This window comes from Variovorax paradoxus (assembly GCF_030815855.1).
GTDB classification, from domain to species: Bacteria; Pseudomonadota; Gammaproteobacteria; order Burkholderiales; family Burkholderiaceae_C; genus Variovorax; species Variovorax paradoxus_M.
Map to the genome: position 1 here is coordinate 5,267,341 of NZ_JAUSXG010000001.1, position 26,061 is coordinate 5,293,401.

The 26,061-nt window shown below is 67.5% G+C and carries 25 protein-coding genes; 21 read left to right on the plus strand and 4 right to left on the minus strand.

Annotation, left to right across the window (positions count from 1 at the left end):
- The first annotated feature begins 53 nt into the window (after positions 1–53).
- From QFZ42_RS25010 to QFZ42_RS25050, 9 genes are all read left to right on the plus strand, one after another.
- Positions 54–527, plus strand: coding sequence for a 4-hydroxylaminobenzoate lyase (locus QFZ42_RS25010; RefSeq protein ID WP_307703559.1), 474 nt, complete (start codon positions 54–56; stop codon positions 525–527).
- The gene (locus QFZ42_RS25015) at positions 524–2,074 is read left to right on the plus strand and encodes a 3,4-dehydroadipyl-CoA semialdehyde dehydrogenase (protein ID WP_307703560.1); all 1,551 of its coding nucleotides are present in this window, start codon (positions 524–526) and stop codon (positions 2,072–2,074) included. The genes QFZ42_RS25010 and QFZ42_RS25015 overlap by 4 nt, the downstream gene beginning before the upstream one ends.
- Positions 2,075–2,119: 45 nt before the next feature.
- Positions 2,120–3,667 carry a benzoate-CoA ligase family protein gene (locus QFZ42_RS25020; protein WP_307704300.1) on the plus strand — a complete coding sequence of 516 codons (1,548 nt, stop codon included), beginning with the start codon at positions 2,120–2,122 and terminating at the stop codon, positions 3,665–3,667.
- Between the two features lie 136 nt (positions 3,668–3,803).
- Entirely contained in the window at positions 3,804–4,610 is an 807-nt protein-coding gene (locus QFZ42_RS25025; RefSeq protein ID WP_307703561.1) for an alpha/beta fold hydrolase, read from the plus strand.
- The gene (locus QFZ42_RS25030; RefSeq protein WP_307703562.1) at positions 4,607–5,779 is read left to right on the plus strand and encodes an ABC transporter substrate-binding protein; all 1,173 of its coding nucleotides are present in this window, start codon (positions 4,607–4,609) and stop codon (positions 5,777–5,779) included. Before QFZ42_RS25025 ends, QFZ42_RS25030 begins: the two co-directional genes overlap by 4 nt.
- A 156-nt stretch (positions 5,780–5,935) precedes the next feature.
- Positions 5,936–6,808 carry a branched-chain amino acid ABC transporter permease gene (locus QFZ42_RS25035; protein ID WP_007832654.1) on the plus strand — a complete coding sequence of 291 codons (873 nt, stop codon included), beginning with the start codon at positions 5,936–5,938 and terminating at the stop codon, positions 6,806–6,808.
- Positions 6,805–7,779, plus strand: coding sequence for a branched-chain amino acid ABC transporter permease (locus tag QFZ42_RS25040; protein WP_307703563.1), 975 nt, complete (start codon positions 6,805–6,807; stop codon positions 7,777–7,779). The genes QFZ42_RS25035 and QFZ42_RS25040 overlap by 4 nt, the downstream gene beginning before the upstream one ends.
- Positions 7,780–7,924: 145 nt before the next feature.
- Positions 7,925–8,677 carry an ABC transporter ATP-binding protein gene (locus QFZ42_RS25045; RefSeq protein ID WP_307703564.1) on the plus strand — a complete coding sequence of 251 codons (753 nt, stop codon included), beginning with the start codon at positions 7,925–7,927 and terminating at the stop codon, positions 8,675–8,677.
- The gene (locus QFZ42_RS25050) at positions 8,677–9,378 is read left to right on the plus strand and encodes an ABC transporter ATP-binding protein (protein ID WP_307703565.1); all 702 of its coding nucleotides are present in this window, start codon (positions 8,677–8,679) and stop codon (positions 9,376–9,378) included. Before QFZ42_RS25045 ends, QFZ42_RS25050 begins: the two co-directional genes overlap by 1 nt.
- A 3-nt stretch (positions 9,379–9,381) precedes the next feature.
- Here the strand turns inward: QFZ42_RS25050 and QFZ42_RS25055 are convergent, their stop codons facing one another.
- Positions 9,382–10,293: a LysR family transcriptional regulator gene (locus QFZ42_RS25055; protein ID WP_307703566.1), complete on the minus strand. Its 912-nt coding sequence runs from the start codon at positions 10,291–10,293 to the stop codon at positions 9,382–9,384.
- A 107-nt stretch (positions 10,294–10,400) separates the two neighbouring features.
- Here QFZ42_RS25055 and QFZ42_RS25060 point away from each other — a divergent pair, with 107 nt between their 5' ends.
- Both QFZ42_RS25060 and QFZ42_RS25065 read left to right on the plus strand, forming a co-directional pair.
- On the plus strand, positions 10,401–11,141 hold the full coding sequence (locus QFZ42_RS25060; protein WP_307703567.1) for an SDR family NAD(P)-dependent oxidoreductase: 741 nt from the start codon (positions 10,401–10,403) through the stop codon (positions 11,139–11,141).
- A gap of 37 nt (positions 11,142–11,178) precedes the next feature.
- A complete protein-coding gene (locus QFZ42_RS25065; RefSeq protein WP_307703568.1) occupies positions 11,179–11,403 on the plus strand; it encodes a tautomerase family protein in 225 nt (74 codons plus the stop codon).
- 17 nt (positions 11,404–11,420) lie between these two features.
- Here QFZ42_RS25065 and QFZ42_RS25070 read toward each other — a convergent pair whose 3' ends face one another.
- Positions 11,421–12,128 carry a Crp/Fnr family transcriptional regulator gene (locus QFZ42_RS25070; RefSeq protein WP_307703569.1) on the minus strand — a complete coding sequence of 236 codons (708 nt, stop codon included), beginning with the start codon at positions 12,126–12,128 and terminating at the stop codon, positions 11,421–11,423.
- Between the two features lie 145 nt (positions 12,129–12,273).
- On the opposite strand from QFZ42_RS25070, the gene QFZ42_RS25075 reads away from it, so the two are divergent.
- From QFZ42_RS25075 to QFZ42_RS25090, 4 genes are all read left to right on the plus strand, one after another.
- The gene (locus tag QFZ42_RS25075) at positions 12,274–13,197 is read left to right on the plus strand and encodes a 3-keto-5-aminohexanoate cleavage protein (protein WP_307703570.1); all 924 of its coding nucleotides are present in this window, start codon (positions 12,274–12,276) and stop codon (positions 13,195–13,197) included.
- 62 nt (positions 13,198–13,259) lie between these two features.
- A complete protein-coding gene (locus tag QFZ42_RS25080; protein ID WP_307703571.1) occupies positions 13,260–14,252 on the plus strand; it encodes a Bug family tripartite tricarboxylate transporter substrate binding protein in 993 nt (330 codons plus the stop codon).
- Positions 14,253–14,262: 10 nt separating this feature from the next.
- Entirely contained in the window at positions 14,263–15,204 is a 942-nt protein-coding gene (locus QFZ42_RS25085) for a 3-hydroxyacyl-CoA dehydrogenase NAD-binding domain-containing protein (RefSeq protein ID WP_307703572.1), read from the plus strand.
- Between the two features lies 1 nt (position 15,205).
- Entirely contained in the window at positions 15,206–17,020 is a 1,815-nt protein-coding gene (locus QFZ42_RS25090; RefSeq protein WP_307703573.1) for a feruloyl-CoA synthase, read from the plus strand.
- Between the two features lie 35 nt (positions 17,021–17,055).
- Here QFZ42_RS25090 and QFZ42_RS25095 read toward each other — a convergent pair whose 3' ends face one another.
- A complete protein-coding gene (locus tag QFZ42_RS25095; RefSeq protein WP_307703574.1) occupies positions 17,056–17,973 on the minus strand; it encodes a LysR family transcriptional regulator in 918 nt (305 codons plus the stop codon).
- A 132-nt stretch (positions 17,974–18,105) separates the two neighbouring features.
- On the opposite strand from QFZ42_RS25095, the gene QFZ42_RS25100 reads away from it, so the two are divergent.
- Genes QFZ42_RS25100 through QFZ42_RS25110 form a run of 3 tightly spaced genes read left to right on the plus strand, consistent with a single transcriptional unit; the run spans position 18,106 to position 21,239 of the window.
- Positions 18,106–19,473, plus strand: coding sequence for an MFS transporter (locus QFZ42_RS25100; protein ID WP_307703575.1), 1,368 nt, complete (start codon positions 18,106–18,108; stop codon positions 19,471–19,473).
- A gap of 12 nt (positions 19,474–19,485) precedes the next feature.
- Positions 19,486–19,995 carry a GAF domain-containing protein gene (locus QFZ42_RS25105; RefSeq protein ID WP_307703576.1) on the plus strand — a complete coding sequence of 170 codons (510 nt, stop codon included), beginning with the start codon at positions 19,486–19,488 and terminating at the stop codon, positions 19,993–19,995.
- Positions 19,992–21,239, plus strand: coding sequence for a metal-dependent hydrolase family protein (locus tag QFZ42_RS25110; protein WP_307703577.1), 1,248 nt, complete (start codon positions 19,992–19,994; stop codon positions 21,237–21,239). The genes QFZ42_RS25105 and QFZ42_RS25110 overlap by 4 nt, the downstream gene beginning before the upstream one ends.
- Before the next feature lie 42 nt (positions 21,240–21,281).
- Here QFZ42_RS25110 and QFZ42_RS25115 read toward each other — a convergent pair whose 3' ends face one another.
- Entirely contained in the window at positions 21,282–22,670 is a 1,389-nt protein-coding gene (locus QFZ42_RS25115; RefSeq protein ID WP_307703578.1) for an aminotransferase-like domain-containing protein, read from the minus strand.
- Between the two features lie 137 nt (positions 22,671–22,807).
- Here QFZ42_RS25115 and QFZ42_RS25120 point away from each other — a divergent pair, with 137 nt between their 5' ends.
- The 3 genes from QFZ42_RS25120 (at position 22,808) to QFZ42_RS25130 (ending at position 26,041) form a co-directional block, all read left to right on the plus strand.
- Entirely contained in the window at positions 22,808–24,094 is a 1,287-nt protein-coding gene (locus QFZ42_RS25120; RefSeq protein ID WP_307703579.1) for a hydroxymethylglutaryl-CoA reductase, degradative, read from the plus strand.
- 109 nt (positions 24,095–24,203) lie between these two features.
- On the plus strand, positions 24,204–24,656 hold the full coding sequence (locus QFZ42_RS25125) for a hypothetical protein (protein WP_307703580.1): 453 nt from the start codon (positions 24,204–24,206) through the stop codon (positions 24,654–24,656).
- Between the two features lie 41 nt (positions 24,657–24,697).
- Positions 24,698–26,041 carry a tripartite tricarboxylate transporter permease gene (locus tag QFZ42_RS25130; RefSeq protein ID WP_307704301.1) on the plus strand — a complete coding sequence of 448 codons (1,344 nt, stop codon included), beginning with the start codon at positions 24,698–24,700 and terminating at the stop codon, positions 26,039–26,041.
- Positions 26,042–26,061: the final 20 nt, after the last annotated feature.

Genomic DNA, 26,061 nt, shown 5'->3' on the forward strand with positions numbered 1-26,061 from the left:
AAGTTCGCTGTGGCGCCACCCTGCCAGCCAGCCTCCAAAAAGGAAGCCCGCCAATGTCCAGCAAGGAAGCATTTCACCAGTTGATCGCCGGCCTGACCGCCGAAATCGCCGGCCGGCCGCTCGACGAAAAACTCGACCAGTGGCTGAACGCCACGCACGGCGCGGGCAGCGCCAGTTTCGAACAGCTGCGCCAGGCCTGCATCGGCGGCGTGGCCGAAGGCTGGCTGTGCGAGCGCGAAGGCGGCGGCATCAAGTACGGCCGCGTGTTCAAGGCCGAAGACGCCCTGCACCGCTTCTCGGTCGACGTGGTCGACATGCAGGACATCGCGGGGCCGCACCATTCGCATCCCAACGGCGAAATCGACCTGATCATGCCGCTCGAAGGCAGCGCCGGCGCCACCTTCGACGGCCGGCCCGCGGGCTGGTGCGTCTACGGCCCCGGCACCGCGCACCGGCCGACCGTGGCGCAAGGCCGCGCGATCGTTCTTTATCTCCTGCCCGAAGGGCAGATCAAGTTCACGCCATGACCGAGCTCCTTCCGAACTATGTCGCCGGCCGCTGGCAAAGCGGATCGGGCGCCGGCACGCCTCTGTTCGACCCGGTGCTGGGCACCGAGCTCGCGCGCGTCGACGCCACCGGCCTCGACCTGCCCGCGGCCTTTGCCTTTGCACGCGAACAGGGCGGCAATGCGCTGCGCGCCCTCACCTACCGCCAGCGTGCCGCGCTGCTCGGCGCCGTCGTGAAGGTGCTGCAGGCCAACCGCGATGCCTATTACGAGATCGCCATGGCGAACTCGGGCACCGTGAAGAACGACTCGGCTGTCGACGTCGACGGCGCGATCTTCACGCTCGGCCAGTACGCCAAATGGGGCGATGCGCTCGGCGACGTGCGTGCGCTGCGCGACGGCGATGCAGTCAAGCTCGGCAAGGAGCCGGTGTTCCAGTCGCAGCACCTGCAGGTGCCGACGCAGGGCGTGGCGCTGTTCATCAACGCCTTCAACTTTCCGTCGTGGGGCCTGTGGGAAAAGGCGGCGCCCGCGCTGCTCTCGGGCGTGCCCGTGATCGTGAAGCCCGCCACGGCCACCGCCTGGCTCACGCAGCGCATGGTGAAAGACGTGGTCGATGCGGGCGTGCTGCCCGCGGGCGCGCTCTCCGTGGTCTGCGGCAGCTCGGCCGGTTTGATGGATGCGCTGCAGCCCTTCGACGTGGTCTCGTTCACCGGTTCCGCCGAAACGGCGGCGCTGATCCGCTCGCACCCGGCCGTGGCCGAGCGCTCGGTGCGCGTGAACATCGAGGCCGACAGCCTCAACAGCGCCCTGCTGCTGCCGGGCGCCGCACCGGGCAGCGACGCCTTCAATCTGCTGGTGCGCGAAGTGGTGCGCGAAATGACGGTGAAGGCGGGCCAGAAGTGCACCGCGATCCGGCGCATCCTGGTGCCGGCCGAGGTGTACCAAGCCGCCGCCGAAGCCATTGGCGCCAAGCTCAAGGGCGTGACCGTCGGCAACCCGCGCAACGAGAGCGTGCGCATGGGCTCGCTCGTGAGCCGCGCACAACTGAATGCGGTGAACGAAGGCCTGGAAGCGCTGTCCGCGCAGACCACCGTGCTGTACGACGGCCGCAACACGCCGCTGATCGACGCGGAACCGGCGGTGGCCGCCTGCATCGGCCCGGTGCTGCTGGGCGCACGCGATGCCGATGCGGCGCAGCGCGTGCACGACGTGGAAGTGTTCGGGCCGGTCGCCACGCTGCTGCCTTACCGCGATCTTGCACACGGCATCGCGCTGGCGCACCGCGGCCAGGGTTCGCTCGTGACGTCTCTCTATGGCAGCGACGATGCCGCACTGGCCCACGCCGCGCTCGCCGTGGCGCCGAGCCACGGCCGCGTGCACGTGATTTCGCCCGAGGTGGCACAGGCCCACACCGGACACGGCAACGTGATGCCGATGTCGATGCACGGCGGCCCCGGCCGCGCGGGCGGCGGCGCCGAACTGGGCGGACTGCGCGCGCTGGATTTCTATCACCGCCGCAGCGCGGTGCAAGCGAGCCCCGGCGTGCTCGCACAGCTCGGCCTCTAGCAACAAGAACCAAGACAAAGAACACGGCCCAAGGAGACACGCATGATGAGCCCGCCCGCACGATTCAATTTTGCCGAACACCTGTTCGCCCTCAACCGCGGTCGCGCCGAACGCATTGCCTACATCGACGACCGCGGCACGCTCAGTTACGGCCAGCTCGAAGACCGCGCGCGCCGCCTTGCCGCCGCGCTCAAGGCAGCCGGTGTGCGGCGCGAAGAGCGCGTGCTGCTGCTGATGCTCGACAGCAGCGATTGGCCGGTGAGCTTCTTGGGTTGTCTTTATGCGGGCGTGGTGCCCGTCGCAGTCAACACGCTGCTCACGACCGACGACTACGCCTACATGCTCGACCACAGCCGCGCGCAGGCCGCGCTGGTGTCGGACGCACTGCTGCCCACGCTGCAAGAGGCGATGGGGCACGGCGGGCATGAAGTGCACACGTTGATCGTCTCGCAACCTTCGGGCGCGTTACCCGACGGTTCGAAGGAATTCGAAGCAGCGCTCGCTGCCGCCGAGCCAATGGCAGCGCCCGCAGCCACGGCTTCCGACGACCCCGGCTTCTGGCTGTATTCCTCCGGCTCCACCGGCAAGCCCAAGGGCACGGTCCACACGCACGCCAACCTGTGGTGGACGGCCGAGCTCTACGGCAAGCCGGTGCTCGGGCTCACCGAGAACGACGTGTGCTTCTCGGCCGCCAAGATGTACTTTGCGTATGGGCTCGGCAATGCGCTGACCTTTCCGTTGTCGGTCGGTGCGACCGTGGTGCTGATGGCCGAACGGCCCACGCCAGACGCCACCTTCCGCCGCTGGACCGAGCACAAGCCAACGGTTTTCTTCGGCGCACCGACCGGGTTCGCGGGCATGCTCGCCTCGCCCAAACTCCCGGCGCGCGAGGCCGTGGCATTGCGCATGTGTTCTTCCGCCGGCGAGGCCTTGCCCAGCGAAATTGCGCAGCGCTTCAAGACGCACTTCGGCTGCGAGATCATCGACGGCATCGGCTCGACCGAGATGCTGCACATCTTCATCTCCAACCGCCCTGGCGACGTGCGCTACGGCACCACCGGCAAGCCGGTGGAAGGCTACGAGGTCGAACTGCGCGGCGAAGACGGCCGCCCGGTGCCCGACGGCGAGGTGGGCGACCTCTACATCCGCGGGCCGAGCTCGGCGCTCATGTACTGGTGCAACCGCGAGAAGTCGCGCGAAACCTTCCAGGGCGGCTGGACCAAGAGCGGCGACAAGTACACGCGCGATGCCGACGGCTACTTCACGTACGCCGGCCGCAGCGACGACATGCTGAAGGTCAGCGGCATCTATGTGTCGCCCTTTGAAGTCGAGGCCACGCTGATGCAGCACCCTGCCGTGCTCGAGGCTGCGGTGATTGGCAAGGAAGACGCGGACGGGCTCACCAAGACCAAGGCGTTTGTCGTGCTGAAGGACGGCCAATCGGTCAGCGACGAGGAACTGAAGGCGTTCGTGAAGGAGCGGCTCGCGCCGTACAAGTACCCGCGGTTCTTGGAGTTCGTGCAGGAGCTGCCGAAGACGGCGACGGGGAAGATTCAGCGGTTCAGGCTGCGGGAGAGGGAGAAGCAGGCATGAGGTTCCCCTTGCCTTTCTCCCTCCCCTTCCGGGGGAGGGTTGGGGTGGGGGCAGGCGGCGTTTGCAAAGGCATGGCTTCTGCCAGCGCCGCGAGCCCCCATCCCAGCCTTCCCCCGGGAGGGGAAGGAGCAACACCATGAGCACACCCGACTTCACAACGATCAACTGGCGCGGCCGTACCGTGCAGATCGAGTGCCAACGGATCGCCCCCGAGCGCACCGATGCCCAGCTCATCGTCTTCCTCCACGAGGGCCTGGGCTCCGTCGCCATGTGGAAGGACTTCCCCGCGCAAGTCTGCGACGCCGCGAATGCCCGCGGCCTCGTGTTCTCGCGGCCCGGCTACGGCCGCTCCACGCCGCGTGAAGACAACGAAACCTGGGACGTCGACTTCATGCACCGGCAGGCGCACGAAGTGCTGCCCGCCCTCTTCGCCGCACTGAAGCTCGACGGCGAAAAGCCCTGGCTCTTCGGCCACAGCGACGGCGGCTCGATCTCGCTTCTTTACGCCTCGCGCTTTCCCGAGCGCGTGCAAGGCCTCGTGGTGCTGGCCCCGCACATCTTCGTGGAAGACGTGACCGTCGCGAACATCGAGCAGGCGCGCACCGTGTACCTCTCGACCGACCTGCCAAAGAAGCTCGGCCGCTACCACGACAGCGCCCACTCCGCCTTCTGGGGCTGGAACCGCATCTGGCTGCACCCGCCCTTCCGGCAATGGAACATCGAGGCCGAGCTCGATACCATCCGCTGCCCGGTGCTCGCCGTCCAGGGCACGGGCGACGAGTACGGCACCCTGGCGCAGATCCACGGCATCGCGGCGCGCGTCAGGGGATGCGAGCTGCTCGAAATCCCTGAATGCGGGCATTCCCCGCATCGCGATCAGCCGGATCGTGTCATCGTCGCGACCACTTCTTTCATTGCCGAAAACAGGAGACAAAAACCATGACCATCCACACCACGCGACTCGCGCTGACGGCCCTCGCCTTTGCCGCCCTCTGCAGCGCGGCCGGCGCCCAAGGCACCGGTAAGCTCAAGGTCGGCCTGATGCTGCCCTACAGCGGCACTTACACCGCATTGGGCGTGGCCATCGAAAATGGCTTCAAGCTCTATGTCGACGAACACGGCGGCAAGCTCGCCGGCCGCGAAATCGAGTACTTCAAGGTCGACGACGAGTCCGATCCCGCCAAGGCCACCGACAACGTCAACAAGCTCATCAAGCGCGACAACGTCGACGTGATCGTCGGCACCGTGCACTCAGGCGTCGCGATGGCCATGGCCAAGGCCGCGAAGGAAAGCGGCACCGTGCTCATCGTGCCGAACGCCGGTGCGGACGCGGTGACGGGCCCGATGTGCGCGCCCAATATCTTCCGCAGCTCGTTCTCCAACTGGCAGCCCGCCTTTGCCATGGGCGAAGTCGCAGCCAAGCAGCAGGGCAAGAAAAAGGCGATGACCATCACCTGGAAGTACGCGGCCGGCGACGAGTCGGTCAACGGCTTCAAGGAAGGCTTCGAGAAGAACGGCGGCAAGGTCGACAAGCAGCTCACGCTGCCGTTTCCCAACGTCGAGTTCCAGGCGCTCCTGACCGAGATCGCCGCGGCCAAGCCCGATGCGGTGTATGCCTTCTTCGCGGGCGGCGGCGCGGTGAAGTTCGTCAAGGACTACCAGGCCGCGGGCCTCAACAAGACCATTCCGCTCTACGGCCCCGGCTTCCTGACCGACGGTACGCTCGATGCACAGGGCGAAGCCGCGCAAGGCATGCTGACCACGCTGCACTATGCGGACGGCCTGAACACCGCGCGCGACAACGCTTTCCGCGTCGGCTATGCCAAGGCCTTCAAGCTGCAGCCCGACGTGTATGCCGTGCAAGGCTACGACGCGGCGCAGATGCTGGGCGTGGGCCTCGCCGCCACCAAGGGCGACATCGGCAAGAAGGCCGAATTCACGGCCGCGATCGAGAAGGCGAAGATCGACAGCCCGCGCGGCACGTTCACGATGAGCAAGTCGCACAACCCGGTGCAGGACATCTACCTGCGCAAGGTGGACGGCAAGGAGAACAAGCTGATGAGCATCGCGATCAAGGGTCTGACGGATCCGGCGCGCGGCTGCAGGATGTGATCGACCCACCCCCGTCCCTCGCTCACTTCGTGTAGCTCGACTCCCCCCTCGAGGGGGCGACACCAGCGGCCCGGCAAAGCCGGTTCCGCGGTGTCCCCCGAACATCGCGGGCGCTATCGCGCCACGCTCCCCAAGCCCATATCGAGATGATCTAACGTGGATTTCGGCACCTTTCTCGTCCAGTGCCTGAACTCGGTTCAGTACGGACTCCTGCTTTTCCTGGTGGCCTCGGGGCTCACGCTGATCTTCGGGATCATGGGCGTGATCAACCTCGCCCACGGAAGCTTCTACATGATCGGCGCGTACATGGCGTTCGCGCTCGCGCCGCTGTTCGGTGACCAGTTTCTGTTGATGCTGGTGGCCGGCGTGGTGCTGGCGGCCGTGTTCGGCTACCTGCTCGAATGGGCTTTCTTCAGCTATCTCTACCAGCGCGACCACCTGCAGCAGGTGCTGATGACCTACGGGCTCATCCTGGTGTTCGAGGAGCTGCGCTCCATTCTCGTGGGCAACGACGTGCATGGCGTGAAGGTGCCGGCCTGGCTCGACGGCAGCTTCGCGCTCGGCAACGTCATGAGTTATCCGTGGTACCGGCTCTTCGCCTCCGCCGCCTGCATCGTGCTCGCGGTGGCTTTGTACTGGGTGGTCAACCGCACGCGGCTCGGCATGATGATCCGCGCCGGCGCCAGCAACCGCGACATGGTGCGCGGCCTGGGCATCGACGTGAAGCGGCTCTACCGCATCGTGTTCGCGGCGGGCGTGGCGCTCGCCGCGCTGGCCGGAATGATCGCGGCGCCGATGTCGTCGGTCTATCCGAATATGGGCGCGAGCGTGCTCATCATCTGCTTCGTGCTGGTGGTGATCGGCGGCATCGGCTCGATCACCGGCGCGCTGGTGGCTTCGCTGCTGGTGGGTTTCGTCGACACCTTCGGCAAGGTGTTCTTCGCGGACCTGAGCGGCATCGGCATCTACCTCCTGATGGCCATCGTGCTGATCTGGAAGCCTGAAGGGCTGATGGGGAGGCGGCCATGACGCAAGGCAACACCGCCTCCATGCGGCGCGGCGCATTCCTCGTACCGGTGATCTGCGCGGTCGCCATCGGCGTGCTGGGTCCGCTGATGGGCAACTACGTCTCGGACTTCGTCGTCAAGATCATGATCCTGTCGATCTTCGCGCTGAGCCTGGAACTGCTGGTCGGCATGACCGGGCTCGTGAGCCTGGGCCATGCGGCGTTCTACGGCATCGGCGCTTACGTCACGGTGCTGGCTTCGGGCAGCGAGGGCGGCAACCTCGCGCTGCTGCTGCCGGCGGCCATGGGCGCGGCGGCGCTCTATGCGTTGTTCGTCGGCGCGCTGAGCCTGCGCACGCGCGGCGTGTACTTCATCATGGTGACGCTGGCCTTCGCGCAGATGGCCTTCTTCGTGTTCCACGACACCAAGGTCGGCGGCGGCAGCGACGGCATCTACATGTATGTGCGGCCGGCCATCGGCAAGCTCGACATGGAAAACCGCATGGTGCTGTTCTATGTGGTGCTCGCATCGCTGGTGTTCACCTACGGCCTCCTGGCGCTGGTTCGCCGCTCGCGCTTCGGCGCGGCGCTCGCGGGCATCCGCGTGAACGAGCAGCGCATGCGCGCTGCGGGGTTCCCGGTGTACGGCTACAAGCTCGCGGCCTTCGTGCTGGCGGGCGCGCTGGCCGGCTTGGCGGGCTTCCTGCTGGCCTCGCGCGATGGCGTGGTCAATCCGGAGCTGATGGCGTGGCACAACTCGGGCGAGGTGCTGCTGATGGTGATCCTCGGCGGCCTGGGCCACTTGCGCGGCGCGGTCATCGGTGCCATCGCGTTCACGCTGCTGAAGGAAATTTTCTCGACCCACGCGGTGATGGGACCGCTGGCGGACCATTGGCAGCTGACGCTGGGTATCGCGATCATCGTGTTCGTGGCGTTGCTGCCGAAGGGCTTGATCGGCCTGGTCAAGCGGCTGTCACCCAAGGAGGCCGCATGACTGCTCCCGCGTTCGGGATTTGTCCCCTCTCCCGCAGGCGGGAGAGGGCTAGGGTGAGGGCTGCGGCCCTGCCCATCGCCCTGCGCTTTCTATCGCCCAGTGCCCTCACCCCAGCCCTCTCCCCAAGGGGAGAGGGAGCAAAACCATGAATGCAGGCGCCCTTCTTTCCGTCACTGGCCTCACGCGCCGCTTCGGCGGCCTCACCGCCGTGAACGCCGTCACGCTCGACCTGCACGTCGGCGAAGTGCATGCGGTGATCGGCACCAACGGCGCGGGCAAGTCGACATTGATCAACATGCTCTCGGGCGAAATCGACGCCTCCGAAGGCCGCATTTCGCTCGACGGCATCGACATCACGCAGCGCGCGCAATGGCGACGCGCGCGCGCCGGCGTGGGCCGCAGCTACCAGCGCACGACCATTTTTCCGGAGTTCAGCGTGCACGAGAACTGCCGGCTCGCGGCGCAGGCGGCCACGGCCCGGCCATGGACGGTGTGGCAGTCGTCGCAGCGCTGCGCGGCCAGCAATGCCGCGGCCGACGCGGCGCTCGAGGCCGCAGGCCTGTCGAACGAAGCCTTGCGCGTCGCCGGCACGCTGAGCCATGGCGCGCAGCGTCAGCTCGAAGTGGCGATGTGCCTCGCCACCAAGCCCCGCGTGCTGCTGCTCGACGAGCCGCTCGCGGGCATGGGTGCCGAGGAAACCGACCGCATGCTCACCTTGCTCACGGGTTTGAAAGCGACACAGGCAATCCTGCTGGTGGAGCACGACATGGACGCGGTGTTCCGCATTGCCGACCGCATCACGGTGATGGTGAACGGAACCGTCATCGCAACGGGCAATCCGGCCTCGATCCGCGAGAACCCCGAAGTGCGCACGGCCTACCTTGGAGAAGACCACTGATGCTCGTCGTCCGCGATCTCAACACCTACTACGGCAACAGCCACATCCTGCGCGGCGTGCATGCCGGCCTACCCGCCGCCAACTCGGTCGGCCTGCTCGGGCGCAACGGCATGGGCAAGACCACGCTGATCCGCAGCATGATGGGCTACGTGCGCCCGGCCTCGGGCGAGGTGCAGGTCGATGGCCGCACGGTCACCGGCTGGCCGCCCGAAAAAATGGCGCGCCTGGGCATCGGCTACGTGCCCGAAGGCCGCGGCATCTTTCCGAACCTCTCGGTGCGCGAAAACCTCGTGATGAGCGAGCGCGCGGGCATCGACGGCCGACGCGCCTGGACTTTCGACCGCGTGATGGCCACGTTTCCGCGGCTGGCCGAACGGCTCTCGCACGGCGGCCAGCAGCTCTCGGGCGGCGAGCAGCAGATGCTCTCCATCGGCCGTGCGCTGATGACCAACCCGCGCTTGCTGATCCTCGACGAGGCGACCGAAGGCCTCGCGCCGCTGATCGTCGCGGAGATCTGGCGCGTGATCGGCGAGATCCGCGGCACCGGCATCGCCACCCTCATCGTCGACCGCGACTACCGCAAGGTGCTCGCGCACACCGACCTCGCGGTGGTGATGGAGAAGGGCCAGATCGTGCGGCACGGCGCATCGGCCGACCTGTTGGCCGAGCCGCAGGCGTTGGAAGAGCTGCTCGGGGTGTGAGCCTCACGCGGCCCGTTGCGCCGTCAGGAAATCGATGAACACCCGCATGCGCAGCGGCACATGCCGCCCGTCGGGGTACAGCAGCGTGTAGGGGCGCGAGCGGCCCGCGAACGGCTTCAGCACCTCGACGAGCGCGCCGTCGGCGAGTTCCTTTTCCACGACGAAGCGGTAGGTCTGGAACAGCCCGGCGCCGCTTTTGGCGAGCGTGACGCCGCCGAGCACGTCGTCGGAGCAGCTGTAGGCGCTGTCCGCAAGAACCTCGTGTTCCCTGCCGCCCTCGTTGAAGAGCCAGGAGATGCGCCGCCCGCTGCTGGGCAGTTCGAACTGGATGCACTCGTGCGCGGCGAGGTCGTCGAGCGTGCGGGGCGTGCCGGCCTTCTTCAGGTACTTGCGCGTCGCGACCACCACGAGCGCCGCATCTTCCAGGTGCCGCGCGATCAGCGTGGAGTCGGGCTGGGCGCGCACGCGCACGGCCATGTCGTAGCCCTCTTCCACGAAGTCGATGTTGCGGTTGCTCAGGTGCACATGCAGCCGGATGTCGGGAAAGCGTTCGCGGAACGCCGGTAGCATCGGCAGGATGCGGTGATGGCCGTAGGTGGTCGGGACGCTGATGCGCAGGGTGCCCGACGGCTGCGCCTGCTGGCCCATGACTTCACGCTCGGCCTCGGCGAGCTGTGCGAGTGCCTGGCGGCATTGCGCGAAATAGGAGCGGCCAGCGTCGGTGAGCCGCACGCTGCGCGTGGTGCGCACGAACAGGCGCAGCCCCAGCCGCTTCTCGAGCCGCGAGATCGAGCGGCTCACGGCCGCCGGCGTGACGCCCGCGGCCAGCGCGGCCGAGGTGAAGCCGCCGGTCTCCGCCGCGAGGCAGAAGAGTTCGATGCTGCCGAGAAGGATGTCGCCGAACTGCCGCTGCATGGATTGATTACCTCACGTATCAAGTGAAGTGCAAGTCTAGTGATTTATCTGTTGCCGTGTCATCAATACAGTTCTCCTCACGTCATCAACTTCTTTGGAGAACCGACATGCAAGACAGCAACTCACTCACCGTCGTCATCACCGGCGCCTCGAGCGGCATCGGCCTGGGGCTCGCCGAGGCCTACCTCGAACGCGGCTTCAACGTGGTCGGCAACGCGCGCACCGACGAACGGCTCGCAGCCGCCGCGAAGCAGCTGGGCAACCCCGCGCGGTTCCTCGGCGTGGCGGGTGACATCGGCCAGCACGCGACCGCGCAGCAGCTCATCGAACGCGCCGTGGAACGCTTCGGCCAGGTCGACGTGCTCATCAACAACGCGGGCATCTTCAATGCCAAGCCCTTCGTCGACTACACCGAGGAAGAGCTCGACGAGTTGGTGGCCACGAACCTCAAGGGTTTCGTCCATGCCTCGCAGGCCGCCGCGAAGCACATGATCCCGCGCCGCAAGGGCCACATCGTGAACATCACCGCGGGCATCGCATTGCAGCCGAACCTCAAGGTGCCGGCCTTGCTGCCTGTGCTGCTCAAAGGCGGCATCAATGCCGCGACGCGCGCACTGGCGCTCGAACTGTCGCCGCACAACATCCAGGTGAACGCGGTGGCTCCCGGCATCGTCGATACGCCGATGCACCCGCCCGAGAACCATGGCTTCCTCAGCGGCCTGGCACCCGCCGGCCGCATCGCGACCGTGCGCGAGATTGCCGATGCGGTGCTCTACCTCACCAGCGCTGGCTTCACGTCGGGCGTGGTGCTGGCGGTGGACGGCGGCGCGAGCGCCGGCACCTGGTAACGGCAAAAACGCACTTCATCCATCCAAGGAGCACACCATGCCTTTCATCAACCTGAAGATCACCCGCGACGGCGTCACGCGTGAACAGAAGACCCAGGTCATTGCCGAGTTCACGGAAACCCTCGAGCGCGTGCTGAACAAGCCGCCGGAGTGGACGCACATCGTGATCGAGGAAATCGATACCGATGACTGGGGGTTCGGCGGCGTGACGACCACCGAGTACCGCAAGCGGCTGGCGGAAGGCGCGAAGAAGGCGCAGTGACGGGAAACGGGCTGTGGCTATTCGATGAACCGCCGCAGCCCCTCCAGGTCGATCACGGTGATTCCGCCGTATTCGATCCGCAGGAACCCCGCCTCCTTCAACCGGTTCAGCGCCGCATTGCACCGCTGCCGCGACACCCCCGACAGGTTCGCGATCTCTTCCTGCGACGCCTGCAGGTGCGGCTCGCTGCCCGGATACAGCCACGGATGGAACAGCCCGGCCAGCGCACGGGCCACTTGGCTGTCGGCGTCGAGCAGCCGGTGCGCCGCGTAGTTGCCCATGAACCAATGCAGCCGCTCGTTGAGTTGCTGCAGCAGGAAATGGTCGAAGCCGCGCTGCGTGCGGTGCAGCCATTCGAAAGTCTCGAGCGGCAATTGGGCCACGCGGCTGGGCCGCAGCGCAATGACGTCGGCCGAGCGCGGCGCGGCGCGCAGCAGCGTGCCTTCGCCGAACCAGCTGCCGACCGAGAGCCCGCCGAAGGTGACCGAGCGGCCGTCGCTCGAGGTGATGGACCACTTGAGCAGGCCTTCGAGCGTGCCGTACCAGTGCAGCGGCGTATCGCCGCGCCGGCACAGCGCGGCGCCGGCCGCGACTTCGACCTCGCGGATATCGTCGAGCACGCGCTCGCGGGCCGCTTCGTCGAGCGGCGGAAACCAGGCCGAGCGCTGAAGCAGCTGTGGAATGGTCAGCGATGCCGCCTGGATGGCCGGCTTCGTCGTGGACATGAAAAGAAAGCTCCTGATGGCGTGGAAATGGGGCCGCGCCGCGTAAACCCTGACTCCAAATGTCGTCGCAATGACTGAGTGTGCCTGCGCCGCAAAAAATAATACCCGCGCCCCTCATGAAAGAAGACACCAGGAGATCCGGAGCATGTCGTCGAAGCGCAAAGTGATCGTGACCATCGCCCCCACCGGCGGCATGGCGCACAAGTCGCAGAACCCGCACCTTCCCACCCAGCCTGCCGAAATCGCGGCCGACGTGCTGCGCTGCTGGAACGCAGGCGCGAGCGTGGCGGCGATCCACGCACGCCGCCCGGACGACGGCGCCACCTGCGACGCCGACGTGTACCGCGACATCAACAGCCGCATCCGCGCGGGCGGCTGCGACATCGTCATCAACAACTCCACGGGCGGCGGCGTGCACGGCGACATGGTCAAGCCGCTGTCCGGAGGCCGTTGGGAAATTGCCTGGGAAGAGCGCATCAAGGGCATGGACGCGGGCGCCGAGATGTGCACGCTCGACGCGACCACGCTGAACTTGAGCTTCGAGGGCAGGCAGATCCTGATGGACACGCCGATCACCCGCGGCCGTGAACTCGCCGCCGGCATGAAGGCGCGCGGCATCAAGCCCGAGTGGGAAGTGTTCAGCCCCACGCACATCCTGCAGGACACGACCACGCTGATCGACGAGGGCCACGACGACGAACCCTACTTCATCAACCTGGTGATGAACGTGCACCGCAATTTCCAGAACGCGATGCCGTATTCGCCGCGTTTCCTGCAGATGATGGTCGACACCCTGCCCAAGGGCAGCATCTTCGGCGTGAGCGGCATCGGCACGTCGCAGCTGGAAGCCAACGTGGCGGCGCTGCTTTTGGGCGGGCATGCGCGCGTGGGACTGGAAGACAACCTTTATTTCCGCCAGGGCGAGCTCGCCACCAACGTGCAGCTGACCGAACGCATCGTGCGCGTTATCCGCGAACTCGACATGGAAGTTGCCACACCGGCCGAAGCAAGGTCCATGATGGGACTGCCCCGCAGAGGCGGTCCGCGTCCGGAATTCGCGCCGCGCTGAAGCGGCCGATCGACTTGCCAGAACCACCATCGGAAAACCCGCAGAAAAACCGGAGACACCTCATGAACACCCGCCGCCACTTCCTCCATACGCTCGGCGCAGCCACCGCCCTGGGCGCCCTCTCGCCGCTGGCCGCGCTGGCCCAGGCGCTCGAGCAGGTCAAGATCTACTACGGCTTTCCGGCCGGCAGTGCCGGCGACAGCGTGGCGCGCCGCGTGGGTGAAAAGCTCGCGGGCTCGGCCTATACCCGCAACATGGCCGTGGTCGAGAACAAGCCGGGCGCCGGGGGGCGCATCGCGCTCGACGTGCTCAAGAGCGCGCCGGCCGACGGCAGCGTGCTGGCGCTGTCGCCGTTCTCGTGCACCTCGATCTACCCGCATATCTACAGCAAGCTCAGCTACGACCCGAGCAAGGATTTCGTGCCGGTGTCGATTGCCGCCGTCATGCACCACGGCCTCGCCGTCGGCCCGCTGGTGCCGCCCGAGGTCCGCACGGTGAAGGACTTCCTGGCCTGGGCCAAGGCCAACCCGAACCAGGCCAGCTACGGCTCGCCGGCGGCGGGCTCGACGCCGCATTTCATCGGCGCGCTGCTCGGCCTCAACAACGGGGTCGACCTGAAGCACGTGCCCTACCGCGGCTCCATTCCCGGCGTGACCGACGTGGTGGGCGGACAGATCGCCGCCATGGTCACGCCCAGCGGCGACTTCATTCCCAACCACAAGGCCGGCAAGCTGCGGCTGCTGGCCACCTCCGGCAAGGCGCGCTCGCCCTTCTCGCCGGAAGTGCCGACCTTCGCCGAGCAAGGCTTCGCGGAGCTGACCACCGAGGAATGGTTCGGCTTCTACGCCCCGGCCCGGACGCCGGCCAGCGTGGTGGCCACGGCCAATGCGGCGATCAACGCGGCCATCAAGGAAAAGGTGGTGACGGACAGCCTGGCCGTGGTCGGCCTGATCGCGCAGGGCTCCACCGCCGAGGAGATGGCGCGCTCGCAGCGGGCAGAAGCCGACCGCTGGGGCCCGCTGGTCAAGAAGATCGGCTTCACGGCGGACTCCTGAGGCGATGCGGATGGAACTGACTCCAAGACGCGTGGCGGTGGTCGCCACCGGCGTCATCGGCGCCAGCTGGGCCGCCTTTTTCCTGGCGCAGGGCCTCGACGTGGAGGCCACCGACCCCTCGCCCGGTGCCGAGGAACGGCTGCGCTCGGCCGTGGCCGCGCACTGGCCCACGCTCGAGCGCTTCGGCCTGGCATCGGGTGCCTCGGCCGGGCGATTGCGCTTCCATGAACGGCTCGAAGACGCGGTGGCCGAGGCCGAGTTCGTGCAGGAGAGCGGCCCGGAGCGGCTGGATTTCAAGATCGACCTGTTCCGGCGCATGGACCAGGCCGCGCCGGCCCACGCCATCCTGGCGTCGAGTTCCTCGGGGCTTGCCATCAGCGCGGTGCAAGCCGAATGCCGGCACCCGGAACGCGTGGTGCTGGGCCATCCGTTCAACCCGCCGCACCTGATTCCGCTCGTGGAAGTGGTGGGCGGCGAGCGCACCTCGGCCGAGACCATCGAACGCACCATGGCCTTCTATGCGGCCATCGGCAAGCGGCCGATCCACGTGAAGCGCGAGGTCAAGGGCCACATCGCGAACCGGCTGCAGGCAGCGCTCTGGCGCGAAGCCTTTCACCTCGTCAATGAAGGCGTGGCGAGCGTGGCCGACATCGACACCGCCATTGCGCACGGCCCCGGCCTGCGCTGGGCCGTGATGGGGCCGTTCATGAACCTGCATCTCTCGGGCGGCGCGGGCGGTATCGAACATGTGCTCGCACACCTGGGCGGGCCGATCGAGGACTGGTGGAAGGACCTCGGCGCACCATCGATGACGGCGGAACTCAAAGAAAAAGTGGTGCATGGCGTGGCCGAAGAACTGGGTGCGCGGCGCGTGGCGGACCTCGAAGCCGCGCGCGACATCCTGCTGTTGAACCTGATTCGCGCCAAGGCCGATACCGGCAGACTCGACTGACATGAACGACGACTTCCTCCTGGACGAAAACCAGATCGCCCCGCCCCGCACGGTGCGCATCGATTTCGACGACGGCTCCTTCGCGCTGCGTTCGCCGATGGCGCTCAAGCCCTATGCGCGCTGCATCGGCGAATGGATCGAGCGCTGGGCGCGCGAAACGCCCGAGGCGCTGGCTTTCGCGGAACGCGACGAGAGCGGCGAAGGCTGGCGCAAGCTCGACTACCGCGCGCTGCGCCACGCCGTGGGCGCGGTGGCACAGGCCCTGCTCGACCTGAAGCTGCCCGAGGGCAAGCCCATTGCAATCCTCTCGGACAACGCCATCGACCACGCGGTGCTGATGCTCGCGGCGATGCACATCGGCCGCACGGCCTGCTCGCTGTCGAGCGCGTACTCGCGCATGGCGAAAGATCCGTCGCGGCTGCACGGCATGCTGAAGGCCCTCGGGCCGTCGCTGATCTATGCCTCGGATGCCAAGGTCTACGGCGGCGCGCTCGCGGGCTGCGGTGTGGAGGCGGTCACGGTGTTCAGCCGCAATGCCGATGCGCATGCGGGCGCGATGGCTTTCGCGGATCTGCTCGCCACGCGGGAGACGCCCGCCGTGATGGAGGCCTTCGCGGCCATCCTGCCCGACACCCACGCCAAGTACCTGCTGACCTCGGGCTCCACCGGCAAGCCCAAGGTGGTGATCAACACGCATCGCATGCTGTGCGCCAACCAGCAGATGATGGCGCAGACCTGGCGTTTTTTGAACGAAGAGAAACCGGTGCTGGTCGACTGGCTGCCCTGGAGCCACACCTTCGGCGCCAACCACAACCTGCACATGGTGCTGTGCCACGGCGGTGCGCTCTACATCGACGAAGGCCGGCCCGCGCCGGGACTCATCGAGAAGACCGTGCGCAACCTGCGCGAGGTGAAGCCCACGCTGCTGTTCAACGTGCCGCGCGGCTTCGACATGCTGCTGCCGTTTCTCGAAGCCGACGACGCGCTCGCCGCCGAGGTGTTCTCGCGCCTGCGGCTGGCCTTCTATGCGGCCGCGGCGCTCGCGCCTTCGACGTGGCAAAGGCTCGAAGCGGTGGCGCGGCGCGTGCGGCCCGAGCGGCCGCTGTGGCTCACCACCTCGTGGGGCGCGACCGAAACGTCCCCGGCCATCACCTCGGCGCACTGGAAGCTCGATGGTGCCGGCTGCATCGGCGCGCCGCTGCCGGGGCTCGAACTCAAGTTCGTTCCCAATGGCCAGAAGCTGGAGATGCGGGTCAAGGGCGTGTCGGTGTTTCCCGGCTACCGGAATGCGCCGCGCGAAACGGCGGAGGCTTTCGATGACGAGGGCTACTACCGCATCGGCGACGCGGGCTACCTCGCCGACCCCGAGCGCCCGGAGCGCGGCGTGATCTTCGACGGCCGCGTGGCCGAAGATTTCAAGCTCTCGAGCGGCACCTGGGTCTCGGTGGGCACGCTGCGCGTCAAGCTGGTGTCGCTGCTGGCGCCGCATGCGCAGGACGTGGTGCTTACGGGCCATGACCGCGACGAGATCGGCATGCTGGTGTTTGCGAGCCCGCAGGCCGCGTCGCTCGCGCCGCAGGCACTGGCCGAGCGGATCGCCGAGGTGCTGCGCACGCTGCGGGGCGAAGGCGCGGGTTCGTCGCAATGCCCCACGTGCGCACTGGTGCTCAGCGAGCCGCCGAGCCTCGACGCGGGCGAGATCACCGACAAGGGCTACATCAACCAGCGCGCGGTGCTGATGCGCCGCGCGGCCGACGTGGCGCGGCTGCACGCCGGCGTGCACCACGACCTGCAGGTGATCCGCCTGCGCGGCTGATCGGCTCTCCCGGCGTCACGCGGGTCTCAAGGGTCTCAGGAGGGCTGCTCGAACAGCACCAGCAGCAGGTTCTTGAGCCACTGGTGCAGCGCGGAGGTTTCGTGCCGCTGGTGCCAGAACAGCTCGATGATGCGCGGCGGCGCGTCGAGCGGCACGGGCATCCGGCGCAGGCCGGCCAGGCGCACCGGCTCGAAGCGCTCGGACCACGGCAGCACCGCGATCAGGTCGGAACGGCGCACCACTTCGTAGGCCGCGTGGTAGTGGTTCACCGTCGCGACCAGGTTGCGTTGGAGCCCGCGGCTGTGCAGGAAGAGATCGTAGGTCGGCATGGTCTTGCCGACCAGGCTCACGTCGACATGGCGCGCGGCCAGGAATTTCTTCAGCGGGATCTTGTCGGCGCGTGCCAGCGGATGGCCCGTGCGCAGCACGCACATGAAGTCGGGCGACCACAGCGCCCTCGACTTGAGGAACGCCGGCCGCTGCACTTCCTCGTTGTAGACGCTGATCGCGAAGTCGGCCTTGTTGTCCGCCAGCACCTTGTCGAAGTCGACCAGTGTGTTGGGTATGGCGTGGATCTGCATCGACGGCGCGGCCGTGCTCAGCTGGCCGGCCAGCCGCGGCACCACGATGCTCGACACGTAGTCCGACATGGCGATGCTGAGGCTCGCGGTGCTGCGCAGGGCGTCGAAGCGCTCCCCTTCCAGCGTGCCGCGAATCGCATGCAGCGACGGGGCGAGCGGCTCCCACAGCTCGATGGCGCGCCGCGTGGGGTTGACGCCGGCGCCGCTGCGCACGAAGAGCGGATCGTCGAAGGTCTCGCGCAGGCGGCGCAGCGCATTGCTGACCGTGGGCTGGGTGAGCGACAGCTTGCGCGCGGCGCGCGTGACATTGCCTTCGGTCATGAGCGCTTCGAACACCTTCAGCAGGTTCAGGTCGGCGGAGCGGTAGTTCATTCAGGCGGCCGTCCATTCATTCACAAGCTCTATAAACACAATTGGCAGTATAAATTTGCCGGTATATCCCGTCGATCCTACGATCTGCGCGTCGTCCATGCCGCGTTCTTGAACCGTGTCGAGGGAAACCACATGACCATGCTGTCGGCTCGCATCGAGCGCCTGCCCTTCTCCGGCTTTCACCGCCGGCTGCTCATGATGGGAGGGCTGGGCTACACCTTCGACGCGATGGACGCCGCGGTCATCGCCTTCGTGCTGCCAGTGCTGCGCACCGATTGGGGGCTCAGCAGCGTGCAGATCGGCGTGCTGGCCAGCGCGAACTTCATCGGCTTCTTCTTCGGCGCGCTGGCCGCCGGCGCCTGCGGCGACCTGATCGGGCGGCGCAAGGTGATGATGTCGGCGCTGGCCATCTACTGCGTGGCGTCGCTGTTCAGCGGCATGGTCAACGACTGGACGCTGTTTCTCGCGCTGCGCATCGCGGCCGGCTTCGGCGCGGGGGCCGAGAGCGCGATCATCGCGCCCTATCTGTCCGAGTTCGTGGCGCGGCGCTACCGGGGCACGTTCACAGGCGCGCTGGCCGGCTTCTTCTCGTTCGGCTTCGTGGCCGCGGCCCTGCTGGGCTACTTCATCGTGCCCGCGCATCCGCAAGGCTGGCGCATCGTCATCTTCATCACCGCGCTGCCCGTGGTGCTCTTGCTGTGGTGGCGCCGGGCACTGCCCGAATCGCCGCGCTGGCTCGAAAGCCAGGGGCGGCTGGGCGAGGCGGAAGCCATCATGGATGCGATGGAAGCCGAGCACGTGCAAGGCGGCCGCGCCCTGCCGGTGCTCAACGCCCAGGACGTGGCCGCGCCGCCTCCCAGCACGAGCCGGGGCAAGCTGCTGAAGAATTACGCCACGCTGGTGTCCGGCAAGCTCATCCGCATCAGCGGCATGACCTGGCTGATGTGGCTGTCGATCACTTTCAGCTACTACTCGTTCTTCACCTGGATTCCGAGCCTCTTGATCCAGAACGGCATGACGATCACCAAGAGCTTCGGCTATTCGCTGGTGATCTACATCGCGCAGATTCCAGGCTACTTTTCGGCCGCATGGTTCAACGAGCGCATCGGTCGCCAAGCCACCATCGTGAGCTACATGCTGCTGGGCGGCGCCTCGGCGCTGGGGCTGGCCTTCACCCACAGCGACGGGCAGATCATGCTGGCCGGCGTGCTGCTTTCGTTCTTCATGAACGGCACCTACGCGGGCGTCTACGCCTACACGCCCGAGGTGTTCCCCACCCAAGTGCGCGCGACCGGCTCCGGGCTTGCGTCGGCCATCGGCCGCATCGGCGGCATCACGGCGCCGATCCTGGTCGGCTTCGTCTATCCCTCGCTGGGGTTCGCGGGCGTGTTCGGCATGACGACGGCGGTGCTGCTGCTGGGCGCCGCGGCCGTCACGTTCCTGGGCATTCCGACGCGCGGCCGCTCGCTCGAAGACATCGCCGCGAGCGAACTTTCCTGAACCGTCCAATCCATGTTGCAAACCTCTTTGACCGAATCACTCTCCGCCGTGGCGCAGGCCCACGCCGATATCCGGCAGCCGCAAGCCACCTTCGGCGCAATCGACAAGGCGGTGGCCGCGACCATCGGCCACCGCCTGTTCACCGTCCTGGTGCACCACCGCGCAGAGCGCGAGTCCGAGCGCGTGTACACCAACATGCGCGAGGCCTATCCGGTGGGGGGACGCAAGCCGATCACCGATTCGCCGTGGATGCAGCAGGTGATGCAGCGCGGCCTGCCCTACATCGGGCGCAACGCCGACGACCTGCGCGACGTGTTCTACGACCACGAGCTCATCGCGTCGCTGGGCTGCCGCAGCGTGCTGAACATTCCGCTGCGCTGGCGGGGCGAGACGCTGGGCACGCTCAACATGCTGCACGAGGAAAACTGGTACGGCACCGAGCACATCGAACTCGCGCGCCTGTTTGCGCAGCTGGCGGTACCGGCCGTCATGGCCCGGGACACCAAGGAATCCATCGCATGACGAACACGGTACTTTTCAGGAACGCCCACCTGCTCGACCCGCTGCGCGGCGAGCTGCTGGAACGTTATGACGTGCTGGTCGAGGACGGCACGGTGCGCGAAGTCTCGGACAAGCCGCTGCAGAGCAAGGCCGCGCGGATCATCGACGTGAAGGGCAAGACGCTGATGCCCGGCCTGATCGACCTGCACGTGCACGTGATCGCGGTGGAGCTCAATCTCGCGCGGCAAGTCCATATGCCGAACGTGCTCGTCACGCTGCGCAGCGTGCCGATGTTGCGCGGCATGTTGCGCCGCGGGTTCACCACGGTGCGCGACGCGGGCGGCGCGGGGTTCGCGTTCAAGCAGGCGGTGGAATCCGGGCTCGCCCAGGGGCCGCGCCTGTTCGTGTCCGGGCGCGCGCTGAGCCAGACGGGCGGGCATGGCGACATGCGGGCGCGCTCCGATTTCCTCGACCCGAACGCCACCTGCCCGACCTGCGTGCGCGTCGGCGCACTGGCGCGCGTGGTCGACGGCGTGGACGCGGTGCGCCGTGCCGTGCGCGAAGAGCTGCAGATGGGTGCGGACCAGATCAAGATCATGGCGTCGGGTGGCGTGGCCTCGCCGACCGACCCGGTGGGCGCCTTCGGCTACAGCGAAGACGAGATCCGCGCCATCGTCGAAGAAGCCCGCTCACGCGGCACCTACGTGATGGCGCACGCCTACACCGCCGAGGCCATCGCGCGCGCCGTGCGCTGCGGCGTGCGCACCATCGAGCACGGCAACCTCGTGGATGCGCCCACAGCCGCGCTGATGGCGCAGCTGGGCGCCTACGCGGTGCCCACGCTGGTCACCTACGACGCGTTGGCCAACGAGGGCGAGAGCTTCGGGCTGCCGAAGGAAAGCGTGGCCAAGGTGGCCGATGTGCGCGAGGCGGGCCTGCGCTCGCTCGGGATCTACAAGGCGGCGGGCGTGAAGATGGGCTTCGGCTCCGACCTGCTGGGCGAATCGCAGCGGCTGCAGAGCGACGAATTCCGGCTGCGCGCCGAAGTGCTGTCGCCGGCCGAAGCCATTGCCAGCGCCACGGTGGTCGGCGCCGAGGTGCTGGGCATGCCCGACCGGCTGGGCCGCCTCGTGCCGGGTGCGCTGGCCGACATCCTGGTCGTTGACGGCAACCCGCTGCGCGATGTGGCCTGCCTGCTCGGGCAGGGCGAGCGCATTCCGCTGGTCATGAAGGAAGGCGTGATCCAGTTCGACGAGTTGGAGTGAGCCCCTTCGGCGCGGCGACCGGGACGGTGTTCAAGGGCGCATTCAAGAGCCGATACGCCGCCGCAGCGCGGTGCGCAGCGCCTTCGCGAAACGCGGGTCGGCCATGGCGCCGACGTTGAAGCGCGACCAGCGCGAGACTTGCGTCGAATCGACGCTGAAGATGCGCCCCGGCGCCATCACGATCTTGCGCGGCAGCAGTTCCTTCGCCAACACCAGCGAGTCGGCCACGCCGGGCAGCGCGGCCCAGATGTAGAGCGACTGCGGGGTGCGCGCGAAGACCTCCGCATCGACCGAATCGAACAGCTGCAGCGCCTTGCGCGTAGCTTCGCCAAGGCGGTTCTGCAGGCGGTTCAGGTGCCGCTGGTAGTGGCCCTCGCTCAAGATGACATCGACCGTGCGCTCGCTGTACTCCGAGCTGCTCACGTGGATCAACGCCTTCAGGTCGGCCAGGTCGCTCGCGAGATCCGCCCCGCAGGCGATGAAGCCCACGCGCAGCGCCGCCGAGAACGACTTCGAGAAGCTGCCGATGTAGATGGTGCGCTCCAGCTGGTCGAGCGCCGAGAGCCGCGGCAATGCCGTCGGCTTGAAGTCCGCAAGCGGGTCGTTCTCGACGATCAGCAGGTTGTACTTCTGCGCCAGCTGCAGCACGCGAAACGCCTTGGCCGGCGAGATGTCGGAGCCCGTGGGGTTGTGCGCGAGCGACTGCGTGAAGAAGAGGCGCGGCCGCTCGGCGATGAGCAGCTGCTCCAGCACGTCGAGGTCGGGCCCGTCGGCCAGGCGCGGCACCGCCAGCATCTGCGCGCCCGCGAGCTTGAGCTTGCCGAAGAGCGGGTAGTAGCCCGGGTCGTCCACCAGCACCTTGCCGCCGGGCGGCACGAAGTAGCGGATGACGATGTCCATCGCCTCGTTGGCGCCGTGCGTGAGCACGATCTGCCGCGGCTCGGCGCCAATGCCGAAATCGGCCAGCTTGCGCACGAGGTGGTCGCGCAGCGGCGCGTAGCCGAAGCGGCTGCCGTAGCGGAACAGCGCGCCGAGCCCCGTGCGGACCACCTTGGGGTGGTACTTGTCGAGCCGCACGTCGGCCAGCCATTCGACCGGCGGAAAGCCGTCGCCCACCGCGACCGCATCGGGCTGCGTCTTGAGCTGCTCGCGCATAAGCCACACGATGTCCATCGCGCGGCCGAGGCTGCCCGCGTCTTCCTCGGGCGGCTTGGGCGTCGACTGCGCGAGCACGAAGTAGCCCGAACCGCGCCGCGGCTCGACGAGGCCGCGCGACACCAGCAGCTCGAACGCGGCCACCACGGTGTTCTTGGCGTAGCCATGCAGTTGCGCCAGCTCGCGAAGAGATGGCAGCTTGTCGCCGGCCTTGTAGGCGCCGCTGGCGATCTGGCGCGCGAGGGTGTCGGCGAGCGAATCGGCAATCGTGGTCATGGGCCGAGACTGTGACACAGCAAACCCTTGCAACGCACCACTGTCCGCACTGTCCCGCCAAACTGTGCCTTCCGCCGGCGGTACAGCGGGCCTAAATTGCCTGCTCCCGAATTCATCCTCCGAAGAGACACGCACCGATGCCCGCCGATTCCCGCCTTTCCAATTTCCGCGCGCTGACGCCCGCGCAGCGCCTCGCCCACATCGCACAGGCCGCATCGCTCACCGACGACGAGGTGGCGCTGCTCGCGCAGCCCGGCGCGCTGAGCGTGGACCGCGCCAACGGCATGATCGAGAACGTGATCGGCACCTTCGAGCTTCCGCTGGGCGTGGCCGGCAACTTCACCGTGAACGGGCGCGACTACCTCGTGCCGATGGCGGTGGAAGAACCCTCGGTGGTCGCCGCCGCATCGTTCATGGCCAAGCTGGCGCGCGAAGGTGGCGGCTTCGAGGCCTCGAGCACCGGGCCGCTGATGCGCGCGCAGGTGCAGGTGATCGGCATCACCGACCCGTACGGCGCGCGGCTCGCGCTGCTGCGTGCGCGCGATGAAATCCTGGCCGTGGCGAACAGCCGCGACAAGGTGCTGATCGGTCTGGGCGGCGGCTGCCGCGACATCGAGGTGCACGTGTTCGGCGACACGCCGCGCGGCGCGATGGTGGTGATGCACCTCATCGTCGACGTGCGCGACGCGATGGGCGCGAACACGGTCAACACGATGGCCGAGGCGGTGTCGCCGCTGGTCGAGCAACTCACGGGCGGCACGGTGCGGCTGCGCATCCTGTCGAACCTGGCGGACCTGCGGCTGGCGCGTGCGCGCGTGCGGCTCGCACCTTCCGTTCTGGCCACGCGCGAGCGCAGCGGCGAAGAAGTGGTCGAAGGCGTGATCGACGCCTACACCTTCGCGGCCATCGACCCCTACCGCGCGGCGACGCACAACAAGGGCATCATGAACGGCGTCGATCCGGTGATCGTCGCGACCGGCAACGACTGGCGCGCGGTGGAAGCCGGCGCGCATGCGTACGCTTGCCGCAGCGGGCGCTATTCCTCGCTGACCACATGGGAGAAGGACACGAGCGGCGCACTCGTCGGCACCATCGAGATGCCGATGGCGGTGGGCTTGGTCGGCGGCGCCACCAAGACGCACCCGCTCGCTCGGCTCGCACTGAAGATCCTCGGCGTGAAGTCGGCACAGGAACTCGGCGAAGTCGCGGTGGCCGTGGGCCTCGCGCAAAACCTGGGCGCGCTGCGCGCACTCGCCACCGAAGGCATCCAGCGCGGCCACATGGCGCTGCATGCCCGCAACATCGCGCTGGTCGCGGGCGCCACGGGCGACGAGATCGACAGCATCGCCAGGCAGATGGCCGCGGAACACGACGTGCGCACCGATCGCGCCGTGGCACTGCTCGAAGCGCTGCGCAAGAAGTAGGCAAGCAACGCGGGAGAGCCCCGCGCAACGGACCGCGGCCCAGACTGGGGCACAGCGCGGCGGCTGCACGGGCGGCCGTCGCATAACCACAAACGGAGACACACGAAAAATGAACGCAGACAGTGCAACCCGCGCCAGATGGCGGCTGGTGGAGATATGGGGCGACACGGCCGACCTGGGCCACCTCGCATGGTCGATCGTCATCGGTGTCGCAGTGAGCCTCGCGGGTTATCTCGTGGCCAGCCGCGTGCTCGCGAGCACTGTGAGCACACCCGAGCTGGCACGCGCCTACGCCATGCTCGCCGGCCTCGGCGGCTGCGTGGTGTCGGGTCTGATCTGCGCGAAGCTCTTCACGCCGAAGCGCGAGGTGGTGGAAAGCACCGGTGCCGATCCGCGCTGGCGCGAAGAAGTGCTGGCAGAACTGGCCGGCGAGCACGGCGACCTGGGCTCGATGGACGACCTGCCGCCGTCCGTGGTGCGCGAGATGAAGGAGCTGGAGATCTACGACCTGTTCGCGTCGTACAAGCCCCGAGCCAAGAACACCGAAGGAGCCGCACCGTGATCGACGCTGCCCTGTTCAACCAGATTCTCGTCGCCACCGGCATGGGCCTCGTGGGCGCCATTGTGTTCGCGGCCATCGGCCTCGTCTCGGGCACCGACGAAACCACCACGCTCGCACCGCTCACGCTGCTGGTGGTGCTGCTGGGCGTGCCGCCCGAAGGCGTGTTCACCTTCTTTCTGGCCGCCGCTGTGGCCAAGCACATGACGCATGCGGTGCCGACCGCGCTGCTCGGCATTCCGGGCGACACCATGGCCACGCCGCTGCTGCAGGACGCGAACGTGCTGCGCAACCTCGGCGTGCCGCACGTCGCGCTGCGCAAGATGGTGTCGGGCGCGATCATCGCGGCCTTCATCGCGGTGCCGCTGGCCGTGCTGTTCGCGGTGCTGCTCGCGCCCTATGGCGCGGCCATCACCAAGGCGGCGCCATGGATTTTCGTGGTGGCGGCCGTGGCCATTGCGTACTTTTCGAGCGGACGCTGGGCCTCTGTCGCCACGCTGGTACCGTTCGTGATGGTGATCGTGGCGCTGCAGGCGCTCACCGGCAAATACGGCGTGAAGCTCAGCATCAGCTACTTCCTGGGCATCGCGATCGGGCCGCTCGTGGCCGACCTGTTCTCGGTGATCTCGCCCGCGGCGCGTGCGCGCATGAAGCGCGACAAGGTCCGCACCTTCTCGCTCGCGCCCGACGTGAAGGGCTGGTCGGGCTATTTTCCGAATCCGTTCAAGGTGCTCGACCGCGGCCAGGTGAAGTGGACCTTCGCGACCGCCGCGATCTCCAGCGCCACCTTCGTGTTCAGCCCGGTCGCCATGACGGTGGTGCTGGGCGAACTGGTGGGCTCGCGCATCAAGCACGCCTACCACCGGCTCACCACCACGCTGGCCGCGCGCAACGGCGTGACCGAGGCCACCTACATTGCCGAGGCGCTCATCCCGCTGATCGCCATCGGGCTGCCGCTGAGCCCCGTCGCGGCGGGGCCGGCGGCGCCGCTCTTCAATGCACCGCCGGTGTTCACCATCGACACTGCCACGGGCCAGACGCACAACCTGCACAACCTGTTGAACCACTGGGAGTTCCTGGGCTACGGCATGCTGGCCGTGGTGCTTGCGGCGCTGGTGGCCTACCCGTTCACGATGAATTTCGCGCGCCGCGCAGCGCTCTTCGTCTCGCGCAAGGTGAGCCATGAGGCCATCATCGCGACCTTCGTCGGCCTGATCGTGGTGATCAGCGTATGGGAAGGGCAGCTGCTCGGCCTGCTGGTGATCCTCACGATGGGCCTGCTCGGCGGGCTGCTGTCGCGCGCCATCGGTTTCAACACCGGCGTGCAGTTCATGGGCTACTACACGGCGGTGCTGACGGTGCCGGCCGTCATCAAGGCCTTCGGCTGACACCTCCCAGGGGTGCGCAG